Source organism: Thermonema rossianum DSM 10300, from assembly GCF_000426825.1.
In the GTDB taxonomy this organism is placed as follows: Bacteria; Bacteroidota; Bacteroidia; order Cytophagales; family Thermonemataceae; genus Thermonema; species Thermonema rossianum.
In genome coordinates, this window is record NZ_AUGC01000021.1 from 15,593 (window position 1) to 30,233 (window position 14,641).

General features: G+C 47.4%; 16 protein-coding genes. 15 read left to right on the forward strand and 1 reads right to left on the reverse strand.

Features of this window, described 5'->3' with window-relative positions:
* Window positions 1-103 precede the first annotated feature (103 nt).
* The 12 genes from K384_RS11525 (at window position 104) to K384_RS11575 (ending at window position 11,708) form a co-directional block, all read left to right on the forward strand.
* Window positions 104-571: an Lrp/AsnC ligand binding domain-containing protein gene (locus K384_RS11525; protein ID WP_038032563.1), complete on the forward strand. Its 468-nt coding sequence runs from the start codon at window positions 104-106 to the stop codon at window positions 569-571.
* An 86-nt stretch (window positions 572-657) separates the two neighbouring features.
* A complete protein-coding gene (gene sufB, locus K384_RS11530; RefSeq protein WP_038032565.1) occupies window positions 658-2,115 on the forward strand; it encodes a Fe-S cluster assembly protein SufB in 1,458 nt (485 codons plus the stop codon).
* A 71-nt stretch (window positions 2,116-2,186) separates the two neighbouring features.
* Window positions 2,187-2,951, forward strand: coding sequence for a Fe-S cluster assembly ATPase SufC (sufC, locus tag K384_RS11535; protein WP_038032566.1), 765 nt, complete (start codon window positions 2,187-2,189; stop codon window positions 2,949-2,951).
* Between the two features lie 17 nt (window positions 2,952-2,968).
* Window positions 2,969-4,240: a Fe-S cluster assembly protein SufD gene (sufD, locus tag K384_RS11540; RefSeq protein ID WP_084147218.1), complete on the forward strand. Its 1,272-nt coding sequence runs from the start codon at window positions 2,969-2,971 to the stop codon at window positions 4,238-4,240.
* 86 nt (window positions 4,241-4,326) lie between these two features.
* Window positions 4,327-4,569 (forward strand): OST-HTH/LOTUS domain-containing protein, encoded by a 243-nt coding sequence (locus K384_RS11545; RefSeq protein ID WP_157630153.1) that lies wholly within the window; start codon window positions 4,327-4,329, stop codon window positions 4,567-4,569.
* 104 nt (window positions 4,570-4,673) lie between these two features.
* Window positions 4,674-5,087, forward strand: a complete 414-nt coding sequence (locus K384_RS11550) for a hypothetical protein (protein WP_038032570.1) — start codon at window positions 4,674-4,676, stop codon at window positions 5,085-5,087.
* A complete protein-coding gene (locus K384_RS11555; RefSeq protein WP_038032571.1) occupies window positions 5,077-5,718 on the forward strand; it encodes an SRPBCC family protein in 642 nt (213 codons plus the stop codon). Before K384_RS11550 ends, K384_RS11555 begins: the two co-directional genes overlap by 11 nt.
* Before the next feature lie 201 nt (window positions 5,719-5,919).
* Window positions 5,920-6,153 (forward strand): hypothetical protein, encoded by a 234-nt coding sequence (locus K384_RS13780; protein WP_157630154.1) that lies wholly within the window; start codon window positions 5,920-5,922, stop codon window positions 6,151-6,153.
* Between the two features lie 63 nt (window positions 6,154-6,216).
* Window positions 6,217-6,435 carry a hypothetical protein gene (locus tag K384_RS11560; RefSeq protein ID WP_038032574.1) on the forward strand — a complete coding sequence of 73 codons (219 nt, stop codon included), beginning with the start codon at window positions 6,217-6,219 and terminating at the stop codon, window positions 6,433-6,435.
* 118 nt (window positions 6,436-6,553) lie between these two features.
* Window positions 6,554-7,867 carry a cryptochrome/photolyase family protein gene (locus K384_RS11565; protein WP_038032576.1) on the forward strand — a complete coding sequence of 438 codons (1,314 nt, stop codon included), beginning with the start codon at window positions 6,554-6,556 and terminating at the stop codon, window positions 7,865-7,867.
* Between the two features lie 85 nt (window positions 7,868-7,952).
* Window positions 7,953-9,578 (forward strand): GAF domain-containing protein, encoded by a 1,626-nt coding sequence (locus K384_RS11570; RefSeq protein WP_169737652.1) that lies wholly within the window; start codon window positions 7,953-7,955, stop codon window positions 9,576-9,578.
* Window positions 9,579-9,671: 93 nt separating this feature from the next.
* Window positions 9,672-11,708 (forward strand): TonB-dependent receptor plug domain-containing protein, encoded by a 2,037-nt coding sequence (locus tag K384_RS11575; RefSeq protein WP_038032581.1) that lies wholly within the window; start codon window positions 9,672-9,674, stop codon window positions 11,706-11,708.
* A gap of 40 nt (window positions 11,709-11,748) precedes the next feature.
* Here the strand turns inward: K384_RS11575 and trmB are convergent, their stop codons facing one another.
* Window positions 11,749-12,423, reverse strand: coding sequence for a tRNA (guanosine(46)-N7)-methyltransferase TrmB (gene trmB, locus K384_RS11580; protein WP_038032596.1), 675 nt, complete (start codon window positions 12,421-12,423; stop codon window positions 11,749-11,751).
* Between the two features lie 70 nt (window positions 12,424-12,493).
* Between trmB and K384_RS11585 the strand changes: the two genes are divergently transcribed.
* The 3 genes from K384_RS11585 to K384_RS13910 all read left to right on the forward strand — a co-directional run.
* On the forward strand, window positions 12,494-13,402 hold the full coding sequence (locus K384_RS11585; RefSeq protein WP_038032584.1) for a cation diffusion facilitator family transporter: 909 nt from the start codon (window positions 12,494-12,496) through the stop codon (window positions 13,400-13,402).
* Between the two features lie 415 nt (window positions 13,403-13,817).
* Window positions 13,818-14,033 carry a hypothetical protein gene (locus tag K384_RS11590; RefSeq protein WP_038032586.1) on the forward strand — a complete coding sequence of 72 codons (216 nt, stop codon included), beginning with the start codon at window positions 13,818-13,820 and terminating at the stop codon, window positions 14,031-14,033.
* Window positions 14,034-14,054: 21 nt separating this feature from the next.
* A partial coding sequence (locus tag K384_RS13910; RefSeq protein WP_038032588.1) for a GLPGLI family protein occupies window positions 14,055-14,641 on the forward strand: 587 nt, incomplete at its 3' end.

Here is a 14,641-nt window from a genome sequence, read left to right on the forward strand (position 1 = left end):
GTTGAAAGTTTTTTATTTAAAATTTCAAAAGAATAGATTTTATTCAATTCTTAGCTTGTTTTAATGATTATTTTTTAATTTTGTGTAAAAAACAGTTGCCAAAATGGGAGAATATTCAATAGACGACACCGACCGTGCCATTTTGAACTTGCTGTTGCAGAATGCAGACCTGTCGTATCAAGAAATAGCCGAGAAGGTATTTGTTTCGCCGGGTACGGTGCACCTGCGCATCAAGAAAATGAAGCAGGCAGGCATTATTTTGGGCAGCCGCCTGCAGGTTGCCGAGCATCTGTTGGGCTTCGACATCACCTGCTTCATAGGCATCTTTTTGGAAAAAAGCACTTATTACGAAACCGTGGCCGATGCCCTGCAAGCCATGCCCGAGGTGGTAGAGGTGCACTATACTACCGGGGCTTACAGCATCTTTTTAAAAGCCATTTGCCGCGACACGGCGCACCTGCGTACCTTCCTGCATGACCGCTTACAGAAACTGCCGGGAGTGCAGCGTACCGAAACGCTCATATCGCTCGAAGAGCGTTTTAATAGACCGCATCTATTGCCCGATAAGTAAGATTTTTTCAACGTAGAAGAAACATTATCAGAGAATTTTTGTTAATTTTGCAGTGATTGAAATTAGTCTAAATAAGAAGATAAGCTATGAGTAAGCCTCATTCAACCGACGACATTCTGCAGCAGCATATCAATTCGGATTATAAGTATGGTTTTACCACCAATATAGAGATAGACACAGCCCCCAAGGGCTTAAATGAAGATATCATTCGTTTTATTTCGAAAAAGAAGAATGAACCCGATTGGATGCTGGAGTGGCGACTGAATGCCTTCCGGCAGTGGCAGAAAATGGAAGAACCTCATCATTGGGCTAATATTCAATATCCCCCCATCAATTACCAGGAGCTTATTTATTATGCGGCGCCGAAGCAGAAAAAGCGCCCCAAAAGCCTTGACGAGGTGGACCCCGAATTGCGCCGCACTTTTGAAAAACTGGGTATTTCGCTCGAAGAGCAGAAGCGCCTTACCGGCGTGGCGGTAGATGCCGTCATGGACAGCGTTTCGGTGATTACCACCTTCCGCGAAAAGCTGGCAGAGCTGGGTATTATCTTTTGCCCCATCAGCGAAGCCATACAGGAATACCCCGACCTGGTGCGTAAGTATTTGGGTAGCGTGGTGCCGGTCACCGACAACTTCTTTGCTGCCCTCAACTCGGCGGTATTTAGCGACGGCTCTTTTGTGTACATACCCAAAGGAGTGCGCTGCCCCATGGAGCTTTCTACTTATTTCCGTATCAACGCACAAAATACGGGGCAGTTTGAACGCACCCTCATCATCGCCGAAGAAGGGGCTTATGTGAGCTACCTGGAAGGGTGCACTGCCCCCATGCGCGATGAAAATCAGTTGCATGCCGCCGTGGTGGAGCTGATTGCCCTGGACAATGCCGAAATAAAATACTCTACGGTGCAGAACTGGTACCCGGGCGATAAAGACGGCAAAGGCGGTATTTACAACTTCGTAACCAAGCGCGGCATCTGTGCCGGTAAGAACTCGAAAATATCTTGGACACAAGTAGAAACCGGCTCTGCCATCACTTGGAAATACCCTTCGGTGATTCTGAAAGGGGATAACTCGGTTGGTGAGTTCTATTCGGTGGCCGTAACCAACAACTACCAACAGGCTGACACCGGTACCAAGATGATTCATATTGGCAAAAATACCCGCAGCCGCATCGTTTCGAAAGGTATTTCGGCAGGTAAGAGCCAGAACTCATATCGTGGATTGGTGCAGGTGCACCGTCGTGCGGAAAATGCCCGCAACTTCTCTCAATGCGATTCTTTGCTCATTGGCGACAAGTGCGGTGCGCATACCTTCCCTTATATCGAGGTGAAAAACAACACTGCCATAGTAGAACACGAGGCAACCACTTCGAAAATAGGCGAAGACCAGCTGTTTTATTGTCAACAGCGGGGCATAGACCCCGAAACGGCCGTGGCTTTGATTGTCAACGGCTATGCCAAAGAAGTGCTGAAACAGTTGCCTATGGAGTTTGCCGTAGAAGCACAAAAACTATTGGCTATCTCTTTGGAAGGCAGCGTAGGTTGATGCCGTCTTTACGAAACGTTTACTTTTTTCATAATTGAAGCAAACCAATATTTTAAAATATCGAATACTCTATGTTGTCTATAAAAAACCTGAAAGCGCGCGTAGAAGAAAAGGAAATCCTGAAAGGATTGAACTTGGAAGTGAAGCCGGGGGAAGTGCATGCCATCATGGGACCCAACGGCTCAGGCAAAAGTACATTGGCCAATGTATTGGCCGGGCGTGAAGACTATGAAGTAACTGAAGGCGAGGTGCTCTTCATGGGAAAGAACCTGCTGGAGTTAGAGCCCGAAGAAAGAGCCGGTGAAGGTGTGTTTTTGGCGTTTCAATACCCGGTAGAGATTCCCGGCGTTACTACTGCCAACTTCTTGAAAACGGCTGTGAATGCCGTGCGCCAGTACCGGGGACTCGACCCACTGGATGCCGTGCAGTTCCTGAAGCTGCTCAAAGAAAAGATGAAGCTCGTTGAAATGGACAGCAGCTTGGTGAACCGCTCGCTCAACGAAGGCTTTTCCGGTGGCGAGAAGAAGCGCAACGAAATATTGCAAATGGCTATGCTCGAACCCAAGCTGGCCATCCTTGACGAAACCGATTCCGGCTTGGATATCGACGCCCTGCGCATTGTGGCAGAAGGCGTAAATAAGTTGCGTTCGAAAGACAACGCCTTTATTGTGGTAACCCACTACCAACGCTTGCTCAACTATATAGAGCCCGATTACGTGCATGTGCTTTACAAGGGCCGTATCGTAAAATCCGGCACCAAAGAGTTGGCGCTTGAACTCGAAGAGCGCGGATACGATTGGATTAAAGAAGAGGTAGATGCCAACGCTTCATTTTAATTGACCCTGAGTAAACTATGACAACGCAAATAACACCTAAACTCATCTCTCGACAACTTAGCGAACGCTACCAACAGCTGGCGGCCGGCATGCCCGCTACTGCCGGGTTCCGCGAAGCCGCTTTTCAAAAGCTGTTGCAGCAAGAGGTCCCTTCTACCCGTCATGAAGAGTGGAAGTACACCAATATTCGCAGTGTTTGGAAGAAGCTGGGCGAATCTGCCGGTGAAACGACCGCCGCTCCCTCGCCCCATTGGCAGGGCGACGCCTTGAAGGTGCGTCTGGCAGGCGGACAAGTGGTAGAGCCGGCCGAAGTCGAGACCGCCAATTATATAGTATGCAGCCTGAAAAAAGCCTTCGAAAAGCATCAAGACAAGCTGCAGGCTTATTTTGCCAAGCACACCCACCTGCAAGACGATTACTTCGTGCTTCTGAACAATGCTCTGTGGTCTGACGGTTTGTTTGTGTGGGTAAAGCGTGGGCAAACCCTGCCCCAAACCTTGGCTGTCTTCTTTGAAGAAGGACAAAGCACACTGGAGAACACACGCCACCTTTTTCTTTTGGAAGAAGGAGCGCAGCTTGAATGTGCATACTTTTTTACCGGCGACAGTCCAATACACAGTTTGCACAACTGCATCACGGAAGCTTATCTGGCAAAAGATGCTTCTATGAAGCACTACATTGCCGAAGCCGAAGCGTTTCACCACAGCCGTGTGCTGCGCACCTTTGCAGATGTAGAGCAAAATGCCAACTACTATAATGTGACTTTTGTGTTGGGCGGCCATGTTGCGCGCCATGACTTGTGCGCTGCCCTGAAAGGCACCCATGCCGAAGCGCATTTTTACGGCTTGACCTACCTGCGTGGCAATGCCCACACCGACCACCATACGGTAGTGGACCACATCGCCCCCAAAACACAAAGCAACGAATTGTACAAAGGAGTGTATGACGGGCAGTCGGCGGGCGTGTTCAATGGCAAAATCTATGTGCGCCCCGATGCGCAGCAAACCAATGCTTTTCAGTCGAACCGCACCATTCTGCTCACACCGGAGGCAAGCATCAATACCAAGCCGCAGCTGGAAATATGGGCAGATGACGTGAAGTGTTCGCATGGGGCTACCATCGGGCAACTCGACGAAGATGCACTCTTTTATTTGCGCGCGCGTGGTATCCCCAAAGCACAGGCTAAAGCCCTTTTGCTACAGGCATTTGCAGGTGAAGTGCTCGACTATGTAGGCAACGATTCATTGAAAGAATATTTGCTTGCACGTCTTCAAGAGCGCTTTTCTTGAAACTCGAACGCCTCTTTTCACGTTAGTTTCTTAAATTGAAGGGCTATTTTTTCAACCTCGTATGAAAATTTAAACCAATGAAAGCTATGGAAAAACTAACGGAAAAAAAAGCGCTTGAGATTGAACGCATCCTCAAAGAGGCGGTGATGCAGTGCACCCGTGCCGACGGCTGGGCAAATCTTGCAGAGGTAGGAGGCGTATTGCGAAGCAAGGGCGTGCAATATGGCAAGCTGTCGCGCTTTGTGAGCAATTACCCGCACCTGGTAGAGTTGAAACTGGATACTTCTATTTCGCCCCCTGCCGTATATGCCCGCTTAAAGAAAAAATAAGATGCCTTGGGCATTTCTTTCTCTCGTAAAAGCATAATTTTGCCCCACGGGTATTTTGCCCGTGGGGTCTGTTTTCATATAGCCTTTAAAAATCAATGAGTCTCATGAACAAGAAATATGCACGCAATCCCGTACGCTCTATCCTGATTACTTTGATAGCCATTCCTTTATTGATATGGGGAGTTTGGAATCCGCAACAACACCCACAAGCAGATGTTTTTTGGATGACGGCCGTTTTGTTTTTGGTATATGCTTTTTGGTTGTATGCAGCCCCTTTGGTCGTGTGGGAAGGTGACCGCATGTGGGTGAACCCCGGCTTGCTTACCAAGAACGACTTGGATTTGAACCGTGTAACGGAAGTGGACATTACGGCACATACTGTTACTTTTGTGGTAGATAAAGCGCAAGGTTTGTGGGTGCGTGTGCCTTTGCGTATGATGGCACCCGCTGATCGGAATGCTTTTCTGCGCGATGTGGAGCAATACATGCGACATAACAAGGGAATAGATGTTTTATAATGAGCGCATGGCAAGGAAATGGATGCTTTGTCTTGGGCTCTGCTTGCTTGGCCGGTTACTTTCGGCGCAGTCCATCGAATCACCATTGGTTTTTTCTTTTGAAGAAGAAAAAGAGGCAATCCGTCTCTACAGTGCTTATGATACACAACGAGGACTATTGCTCATAAAAGGGGAGGTAACAGTGCGCACTTCACCTGATAAGGTGTTGGCTCTTTTGCAGGACAGCCCGCGCGGGCATCTGTGGGTCAATGAGGTGCGCCAAATGGAAACACTGGCTGCTTGGGGCGATTCCGTTTGGATAAGCCGTGCTTTTATCCATTTCCCTTTCCCCTGGAAAGACAGAGTGCTGGTGATGAAAAATATTGTAAAAAGAGAGAGACCTGCTATTTTCTTTGTGACTCAGCAGGTGGAACCAACTTATTATTCCGGAAACTCTGCATATGTGCCTATATTAAATGCTTATGGGCAGTGGAGCATACAATGTAAGAATCAGTATATTTCAAAAATTACATATATATTTGGGGCTGATGTACAGGTGGCTTTGCCGGCTTATGTAGAGAAAAAGATGGCGATTGCCGGTATGTATGGCACCTTGCGGCGCATGCGACGCATATTGGAAAACAGAGAATAGGGAAGGAGTTTTTTTGTAAAGAATTATTCTAAATATGAATTATCATTACATATTGTGTAAACTTTTGCTTGCTCTTTAACGTTGTAACATTAACCGCACTAAATCAAGCATATCATTCCCCCTTTAAGCAAAGCATTGCTTGCCATCACTAACTCTATCACAAATTGAATTTTTTACACTTTATACTTATATGGAGGGGTTATGAAAATTAGCCTTGAAACGATAAAAGCTTGGTGTGGGGCCAATATATCACCGGTAGCGTGGCAGCGTATAGTGATACACATGTACGGGGACCTAAAAGGGCATGGCCGGGATCTGAAACGTTTGCAGTGCCCGGATGCCACCGATGAGTTTGAGGGAGAAGAAGTGCGCATGTTGAACGAGGCACTGCGGTTGCTTTATCAGAGGCAAATACCAACAGACATGTTGTCTTGATTTGTGGGTATTAATAAGTAAAGCATAAGTGACAATTTTAAATTTTAAATAAAAAAGCAGGTAATGAAACTTCAATCTATTGTTACGTGGTGCACCGGGCACCTGAGTCCTATGGCTTGGCAACGGGTAGCCACACAGTTGAGCCCCTACTTCCAAGAGAAGTACGGATGGAGTATTGCGGCTCTGTTCAAACCGCAAGACGACATGCGCATTGATGAGGAAGACTTGATGCGCATCAATGAAGTAATTGCTTCATTGTATGGGCAAACCATGGAAGTTTAGAGAATCATTCTTGAGGGGTTTGTTCATGTGTGAAAGCGGGAAGCAGTTTTGTGAAGCTTCCCGCTAACTTTTTTTACACTACACGGTTGTTTTAACAGCTTCACCAAACGACAAGCACATGAAACAAAGACTCGCTATTTGCTGGCTGCGCCGCGATTTGCGCCTGCACGACCATGCAGCCTTGTATCATGCACTGCGTAAACATTCTGCGGTATTGCCTGTCTTTATTTTTGACCGTAATATTTTGGATGCCCTACAAAAGCCGTTCGACCTACGCGTGCAATTCATTCATGAGCAGCTCAGGCAGTTGAAAGGGCAACTGCGTGCCTTGGGCAGCGATTTATGTGTGCTTTACGATTATGCCGGGCAAGCCTGGCAGCATATCTTAAATACCTACGAAGTGGAAGCTGTGTATGCCAATCATGACTATGAGCCCTATGCGCGCAAGCGTGACAATGAAGTGGCGGAATTATTGAAAACACACCATATCCCTTTTTACACATTCAAAGACCAGGTGATATTCGAGAAGTCGGAGGTAGTGAAAAGCGACGGCACCCCTTATTCTGTCTTTACCCCCTATGCCCGCAAGTGGAAGGCACAGCTCAATGATTTTTATTTGAGGTCTTACCCCACGGAAAAATACTTTTCTTCTTTTTTGAAACCGGGCGAAGAATTGCCCATGCCTTCTTTGGAGGCGATGGGGTTCCGGGCAAAATCTTTTGTTTTTCCCCCTTGTGAAATTCGCGAAGACATTATCCGCAATTATCATAACACGCGTGATTTGCCCGCACTCGATGAAGGTACAAGCCGCTTGGGTGTGCATCTGCGCTTTGGTACTGTCAGCATACGGGAGCTGGCGCGCAAAGCCCAAGCATGGAATGCTACCTATTTGAATGAGTTGATTTGGCGGGAGTTTTTTATGATGATTTTATGGCATCATCCGCGGGTCGTTACCCATGCCTTCAAAGAAGCTTATGACCACATTCCTTGGCAGCAAAATGAGGAACTCTTCCGGCGTTGGTGTGAAGGCACTACCGGCTATCCACTGGTGGACGCCGGTATGCGTCAACTCAATGCAAGCGGTTATATGCACAACCGTCTGCGCATGCTTACGGCTTCTTTTCTTTGCAAGCACTTGCTTATCGATTGGCGCCTGGGTGAAGCCTATTTTGCAAGCAAGCTATTGGACTACGAGCTCTCTTCGAATAATGGAGGCTGGCAATGGGCAGCCGGTACGGGTTGCGATGCCGCCCCTTATTTCCGTATTTTCAACCCATGGACTCAACAGAAAAAGTTCGACCCTGACAACCGCTTTGTCAGCCGCTGGGTGCCCGAATGGCAAACCAAAGACTATCCCAAGCCTGTGGTAGAGCATGCAAGTGCACGGGAGCGTGCCATCGATTTTTATAAACGGCATATTAGGCAAACATAATTTGCCATTCGTGTCAATTATTTTTATATTTCAATGAGTTGACTTTATGAAAAGTCCCTATGTGTAAATGACAATGCAAAAAACCATGCAGCAAACAAAGGAGGAACCTGTTTTTGCATTTTTTCACCGGGTGCGCTTGCAGCAAGAGCAACAAGAGTTGTTGGACCTGCAGTGGTATGTAGTTGTTTGTGGTATCGTGGTTTCTATACTGCGCGGAGTAAGTTATTGGTATGCGCCGGCCATTGCACCGCCTTTTTTATTTTTATTCCTTACAACCGGCTGGATACTGCTGTTGATTTTGCTGCGCTATGATTGGGTAAAGTTGTCTTCGGTAATTATTTTGCTGCTATTGGTGGGGCAGTCGGTAGAAATGCTCCGGGGGAGCTTCTTTTTCATGGAACAAAGCGTTGCACTTAGCACCATATATGCTTTGGTAGGCTGTTTTTTTGCATACTTTTTATTTCCGTATATAAACGATAAAAAGAAGAAGCGCCGGCTTCATCTTGTCATAACAGCAGCTTGGATTGCCATTTTAGTTTTGTTGAGTGAAAGTTATTTGCCCCTTTTGATTTTTGCTTCTCATGTCATGATTGCGTGGGTCGATGCGTTGAAAGAGCGCTTTATAAAGAGTGAAGCAGATGCTTTGCAGCGGGTGGCATCACTTACCGATGAGGTAGAGGGATTAAAGGCTCGTATCTTACAGCAAGAGCAGACTTTTTCGATGCAGCAAAAAAAGATAGAGCAACAAAAAGAGCTGCTTGAGAAACAGTATGACGAGGTAATGCGCCGCAGTGGCCGTATCCGTTTTTACAGCAAGGTGTTGTGGACAATGGCGCACTACAAGTTTGTAAGGGAAGGCTTGTGGAGGGAGGCCATCGAGTATTTGCTGCTGACTGCTGCCGAAACAATCAGTGTCACGCGCTTGTCGCTTTGGAAATGGCATGAGCGCAACCATAAGCTGCACCTTATGGCTTTTTATGAAGAGCAAAAGGGGCGCGTGCTTTTTGAAAAAGAAGAAGTGCCTTTACGGGGCGTTGTTGACCGTCTCTCCGGTTTAATAGTGGAGCAGCATTGGTGTGTGGAAAGCATCCGGGAAATAGACATAGAAGACGACGATGCTTTCCGGGATTATTTACAGCGCCACCACATTGTTTCTTTTATGTGGCTGCCTATTGTGCGTGAAGACCGTCTCTATGGCTTGCTTTGTTTTGAAAATCAAGATGAGCGCCGCGGGTGGGAGGCCGAAGATGTACTGTTTGCCCGCTCGGTAGTGGACGTCTTCGATATGGTGCAGCATGCAGCCGAACGACGCGCCTTCCAGGAAGAAATCAAAAGACAAAAAGAGGAAATAGAAGAGCAAAACGCGCTGCTAAAACGCCAACAAGAAGAAATCCTTGCGATGAATCGTAATCTGGAGGCGCTGGTGCAGGAGCGAACCCACCAGCTGGAGGTTCAAAACAAACAGTTGGCAGAATATGCATTTGTGAATGCGCATTTGCTGCGTGGTCCTTTGTGTAATATATTGGGCATCATTCAGATACTGGAGCAAGAAGAAAATCAGACCCCGGAACAGTTGAACATTTGGTTGCCTTTGTTAAAAGAAGCCAGCAGCCGTCTGGATGAAATCGTACAAAAGATAGCTCATTTCCTGGATGACAAAGGCTACTTTGACCGTTACGATCTCAAGCCGGAGCGCTACCGTCATTTGTGATGTAATTTTTTTGAAATTATATTGATTTTTGAATTTTTAATTCTTACTTTTAGCTAAGTTAGGTATAAGTGATTTGGCTAAAACAGGAAGTACATGAAAAGAAAACATCTGTTGGCGGTAGTGTGCAGTATGGGATTGAGTCTTTCCCTTTATGCACAACAAGACGGAGAACCCAAGCGCCTGGGCGATGAACTCTTTCAACTCTCTATTGAAGAGCTGATGGATATACCCGTAAGTGTAGCCACCAAAAAGGAATTGAGCATACGCGAAACCCCCGGTGTGGTGAGTGTCATCACACAAGAAGAAATCAGGAACAGCGGTGCGCGTGACCTCATCGATATTTTGCGCTTGGTGCCGGGTTTTGAGTTTGGCGGAGACCTTCAAGGGGCTGTCGGCTTGGGAATACGCGGTATTTATGCCTTCGAAGGCAAGGCATCGGTATTTCTGAACGGCACGCCCATGAACGACTTGCTGTTTGGGAATGTACTTTTCGGGCATCGCTTCAACCCGGACCAAATCAAGCGTATCGAAATCATCCGTGGTCCCGGCTCGGCTATTTACGGGGGGACTTCAGAGTTGGCCGTAATCAATATAGTAACTGTGGACCATGAGCTGAATGGCGCTGAAGCAAGCCTGATGCACGGGCAAATGCAGGAAGCACCCGGGCGCAGCCGTCTGACGCTTTCTTGGGGGCAGCCCCTCGGAAGAGACTGGGACGTGTCGCTGTCTGCCTCTTACTTGCAGGGGGTGCGAAGCGATAAAACCTACCGTGATATATTGGGGAATACATTCGAAATGGAGGATAATTCCCGTATTCAAACACGCAATATTTTTGTAGGTATTAAAAAGGGAGATTTCCAACTAAATTACCTGAACGACAGTTATCATTTGCGGCATCGCAACGGTTATGGAGTAGCTTTGGCGGACGATACCGACCACCTGACCGACTATCACCACTTGCAGGCACAATATCGTTGGAAGCTTGCTGAAAGGTGGCAGTTGCGCCCGCTTTTCCAGTACCTCTGGCAGCACCCTTGGGTGTCGAACGATCCCACCGTATTTGAGTGGAGCAACCGCACCGCCCGCCGTACGCTGCTGGGCTTGGAAAGCAATTTCCAAAGTGGTGAGGAAAGAAACGGCTGGGACGTCACCTTCGGGGGGCAGGTTTATCAAGATTATGCCAAGGTCTTGTATTATGAACCGGACCCTTCACTTTCTACGGAAATCCCCAGCCCTGACGACGCTTCGCGTTTGCCAGAAGTTACTTATTACAACTACACGGGCTATTTGCAAGCCATTTGGCAACGCAACCGCTGGACCTTTACTTTGGGCTTGCGCGACGACTACCACACCGGCTATGGCAATGCTTTCGTGCCCAGAGCCGGACTCACTTTCGTAGGAACAAAGTTTCATTCAAAGTTGCTGGCGTCACGTGCCTTCCGGGCACCCAATATTTGTTCTACCAACCCGGCGGTGCAACCGGAATATGCCACCGTATTGGAGGCAGAAGTGGGCTATCAGCCGATGCGCTCTTTGTTTTGGACTTTAAACCTGTATGATATCACCATTGACAAGCCTTTGTATTATACCGGCGGTTTATATGGCTATGAAAACGGCGATAAACTGGGAACGCGGGGGTTGGAAACTGAAGTTAAATGGGTGCAATCACAATTGAAGGTGTCTCTGAATTACTCTTTTTACACTACGAAAGGCAAAGAGAATGATAAGTTGTATCCCGTATTGCCGGAGTATTTTGCCAATCCCGCAACAAAAGTGCCGGCAGCCATGCAGGCATTTGCGCAACACCGCCTGGGGCTCTTGTTGGATTATGCCCTGAGCGAAAAAGTAAACGTGCATGTAAACAACTTGTATCTGGGTGAGCGCTATGCTTTCGACTATTACGACGGCACAGACTACCGCATGCGCCGCTTTGACCCGGTGCTGTTGCTCAACCTGTATGTGCGGGTGAAGAACATAGTCAAGGGGTTGGAGTTGGGAGCCGGTGTGTATGACCTCTTGGGGTCAAATTATGCTTTTCTGGTGCCTTACGACGCAGGCGGCATGGCACCTACGCCCGCGCCTTCGCGCGAGTGGGTCGTGAAGCTACGCTATGCTTTCATTAAACAGTAGGCACAACGAAAAAGACGGGCAAGCACCCGTCTTTCTACTTTTATTCAGCAGGGGATTTTTCGGCAAAACGGAACTTGATGTAATGAATTTTGTGCCCTTGCGCCGTAAACTCTTCTTCGTAGCGGGTACGTATGCCGTAATGCTCTGCATAAAGGGGGCTGTTATACAGGTCGTCGGTATGTTCAAGGTCACGGACAGGATACTCGCTCAGCACTTCGAGGGTGTATTCATACAGCAAGGCACTGTCGGTTTTTAGCTTTACCCATCCGTCAATTTTCATGATGCGCCGGTAAATATCTAAAAAGCGCGGGTTGGTGAGGCGGCGCCGTATGTCCCGCTTGCGGGGGCGAGGGTCGGGGTGAATCAGCCATATTTCATCTACTTCATCCGGTGCAAAAAACTTATCCAGGTCATGGATGAAGGTGCGTAAAAAGCCCACGTTTTTTAGCCCTTCTTGCCGGGCGATGGATGCCCCTTTCCATAAACGTGCCCCTTTGATATCAATGCCAATATAATTGCGGTCAGGGAAGAGGCGTCCCAAACCCACGGAATACTCACCACGTCCACAGGCAAGCTCAAGGCATATGGGGTTGTCGTTCTTGAAAAAGTCGCTACGCCACTTGCCTTTGCAGTTTTCAAAGAAAGGCTTGCCTGCCTGCACAACCAAGGGGTTTTCTTCGTTTTCTTTAAAACGGGCTAATTTGTTTTTTCCCACAGCAATATTTTTTTTTGCCTGCAAAAATAGATATATTTGTTGAACCATCAACAGGAGGCGTAAAGCTACTATGGGGCACCAACACCATCATGCACACGGCAGCCATGACAATATACGCACAGCCTTTTGGTTGAATGCCGTTTTCACGATTATAGAGATTGGGGGCGGATATTGGAGCGGCAGCATTGCCATCTTGTCCGATGCCTTGCATGACTTGGGCGATACCATTGCGCTGGGGTTGGCGTGGTACTTTGAGCGTTTGTCTCGAAAGCAGGGCAACAGCCGCTATTCCTATGGCTATGGGCGTTATTCTGTCTTTGGGGCTATAGTGAGTGCCTGCATATTGCTTTCCGGGAGCATAGCCATCATCATCCACGCCGTGGAGCGCCTGCAGCATCCGGTGCTTCCCCACACTGCCTCCATGATACCTTTGGCAGTGCTGGGCGTTTTGGTCAACGGTTGGGCGGCGTACCGCCTAAGTCACGGGCAGTCGTTGAATGAAAAAGTGGTAACATGGCATTTGATAGAAGACGTGGCAGGATGGGCGTTGGTTTTGCTTGGGGCTTTGCTTATGCACTGGCAGGCATGGGCGTGGGTGGATCCCGTCATGTCGCTTCTGCTTTCGGTGGTGATATGCTACAACGCGGTACGCAAGCTGCTGGAGGCTATTAAGGTGGTGATGCAGGCCGTGCCTCGTGAAATAAACTACGAAGCAGTCGTGCACCTGCTCAAAACGCCGGATGAGGTATTGAATCTGCATGACCTGCACATTTGGTCTTTAGACGGGCAATACCACATCTTGACGGTTCATTTGGTGGTGATACCCGGACTGAGCCGCGAGCGTTTGTGCACTCTCAAACAAGAGCTACGGCATCGTTTAGACCATTTGGGTATTGCGCATGCCACTTTTGAAATAGAACAAGAAGGAGAGGAGTGTGGCATGGGGTGTGAAACCGGTTTGGCAAACCCAAGAGGATAAACTTGTCCCTTTCTCTAAGTTTTGTATGGGCACAACCAAGCTTTTCATTCCACAACTCAAGCCCGCCATTCTTTGAACGAAGCATCAAGCATAGCCTGTCATTTCTCATCTCACGCAGTGAGATGAGAAATCTCACCGTACCAAGCCACAAAAGGTAAAAGAGATTTCCCGCTTACGCTCGAAATGACAAAGGGGAAAAAAGCTCGAATGACAATAGGAAATCCGGAACGCTAAGGAAAAGTTTGAAGAGGACAAGAAGCATAAGCAAGCAAAAAAGATGAGCTTGGTTTTTTAAAAAAAATAAAAAATTACTTGTGTGCTATTATTATTATTATTATTGCATTGTTCGTTTACGGGAGCTCCTACAATAAACGGACATGTTTGAAAAATGTGTAACCTTAAAAAAGTTAGAGTCATGAAGGTGAAATTGTTTTTTGCTGCCATTGCCTTTTTTGCATTATTTTTTGTTTCGAAAAGTGCAGTGCATTCATCGAATGAAGGCCATGAGTTAGCAGCAGGAACTTGTACGGTGAAAATTGTAGTGAAAGAAAACGGAAAGAAAAAAAAGGCGAAATGTACAGCTTCTACTTGCAGTGAGGCGGCGTCATGTGCTTCACAGATACTGGAGTAAAAACCAAAAAAAGATAGGTGTATGAAAAAACTTGCTTTGGGTATTCTTATGTGGGTGACAGCTGTGCTGCCGGCAATGCTCCGGGCACAGCCCCCCATAAAAGTAGAGTATCTGGTCATAGAAGAGCCCGCTTGGAAAAATAAAAAGAAATTGCCCGGAGCCACCAACAAAAACTCTTTGGAGGCAGTTGCATGGATTCTTCCTTCGGAATGTCTCTATTGGGAAGTGCGTCCCGGACTGGATTATGAAAGCTGGCGGCAGAAAGAAAAGGAGCGAATGCGTGAGGAAATACAGAGGCAGGTTCTGGAAGGAAAGCGAGAGATAGAGGTGTCCTATGATTTTACCAAGCTTGCAGAAAGCAGAGGAATTTTCCTCCAAAAAGGAGGCAGATGTATAGATGTAGATACTACTAGAGGAAGGGGTATAGATGAATATGGGCAATATGCATACGAAGAGGTGATTCAAATAAATTGGCAACCTTATCCCAATGAAACCAAAGAAATCTTGGGGTTTAAGTGCTACAAAGCAGAGGGCGACTTTCGCGGGCGGCACTATATCGTATGGTATTGTCCCGACTTGCCCTATCCCTACGGACCATGGAAATTGCA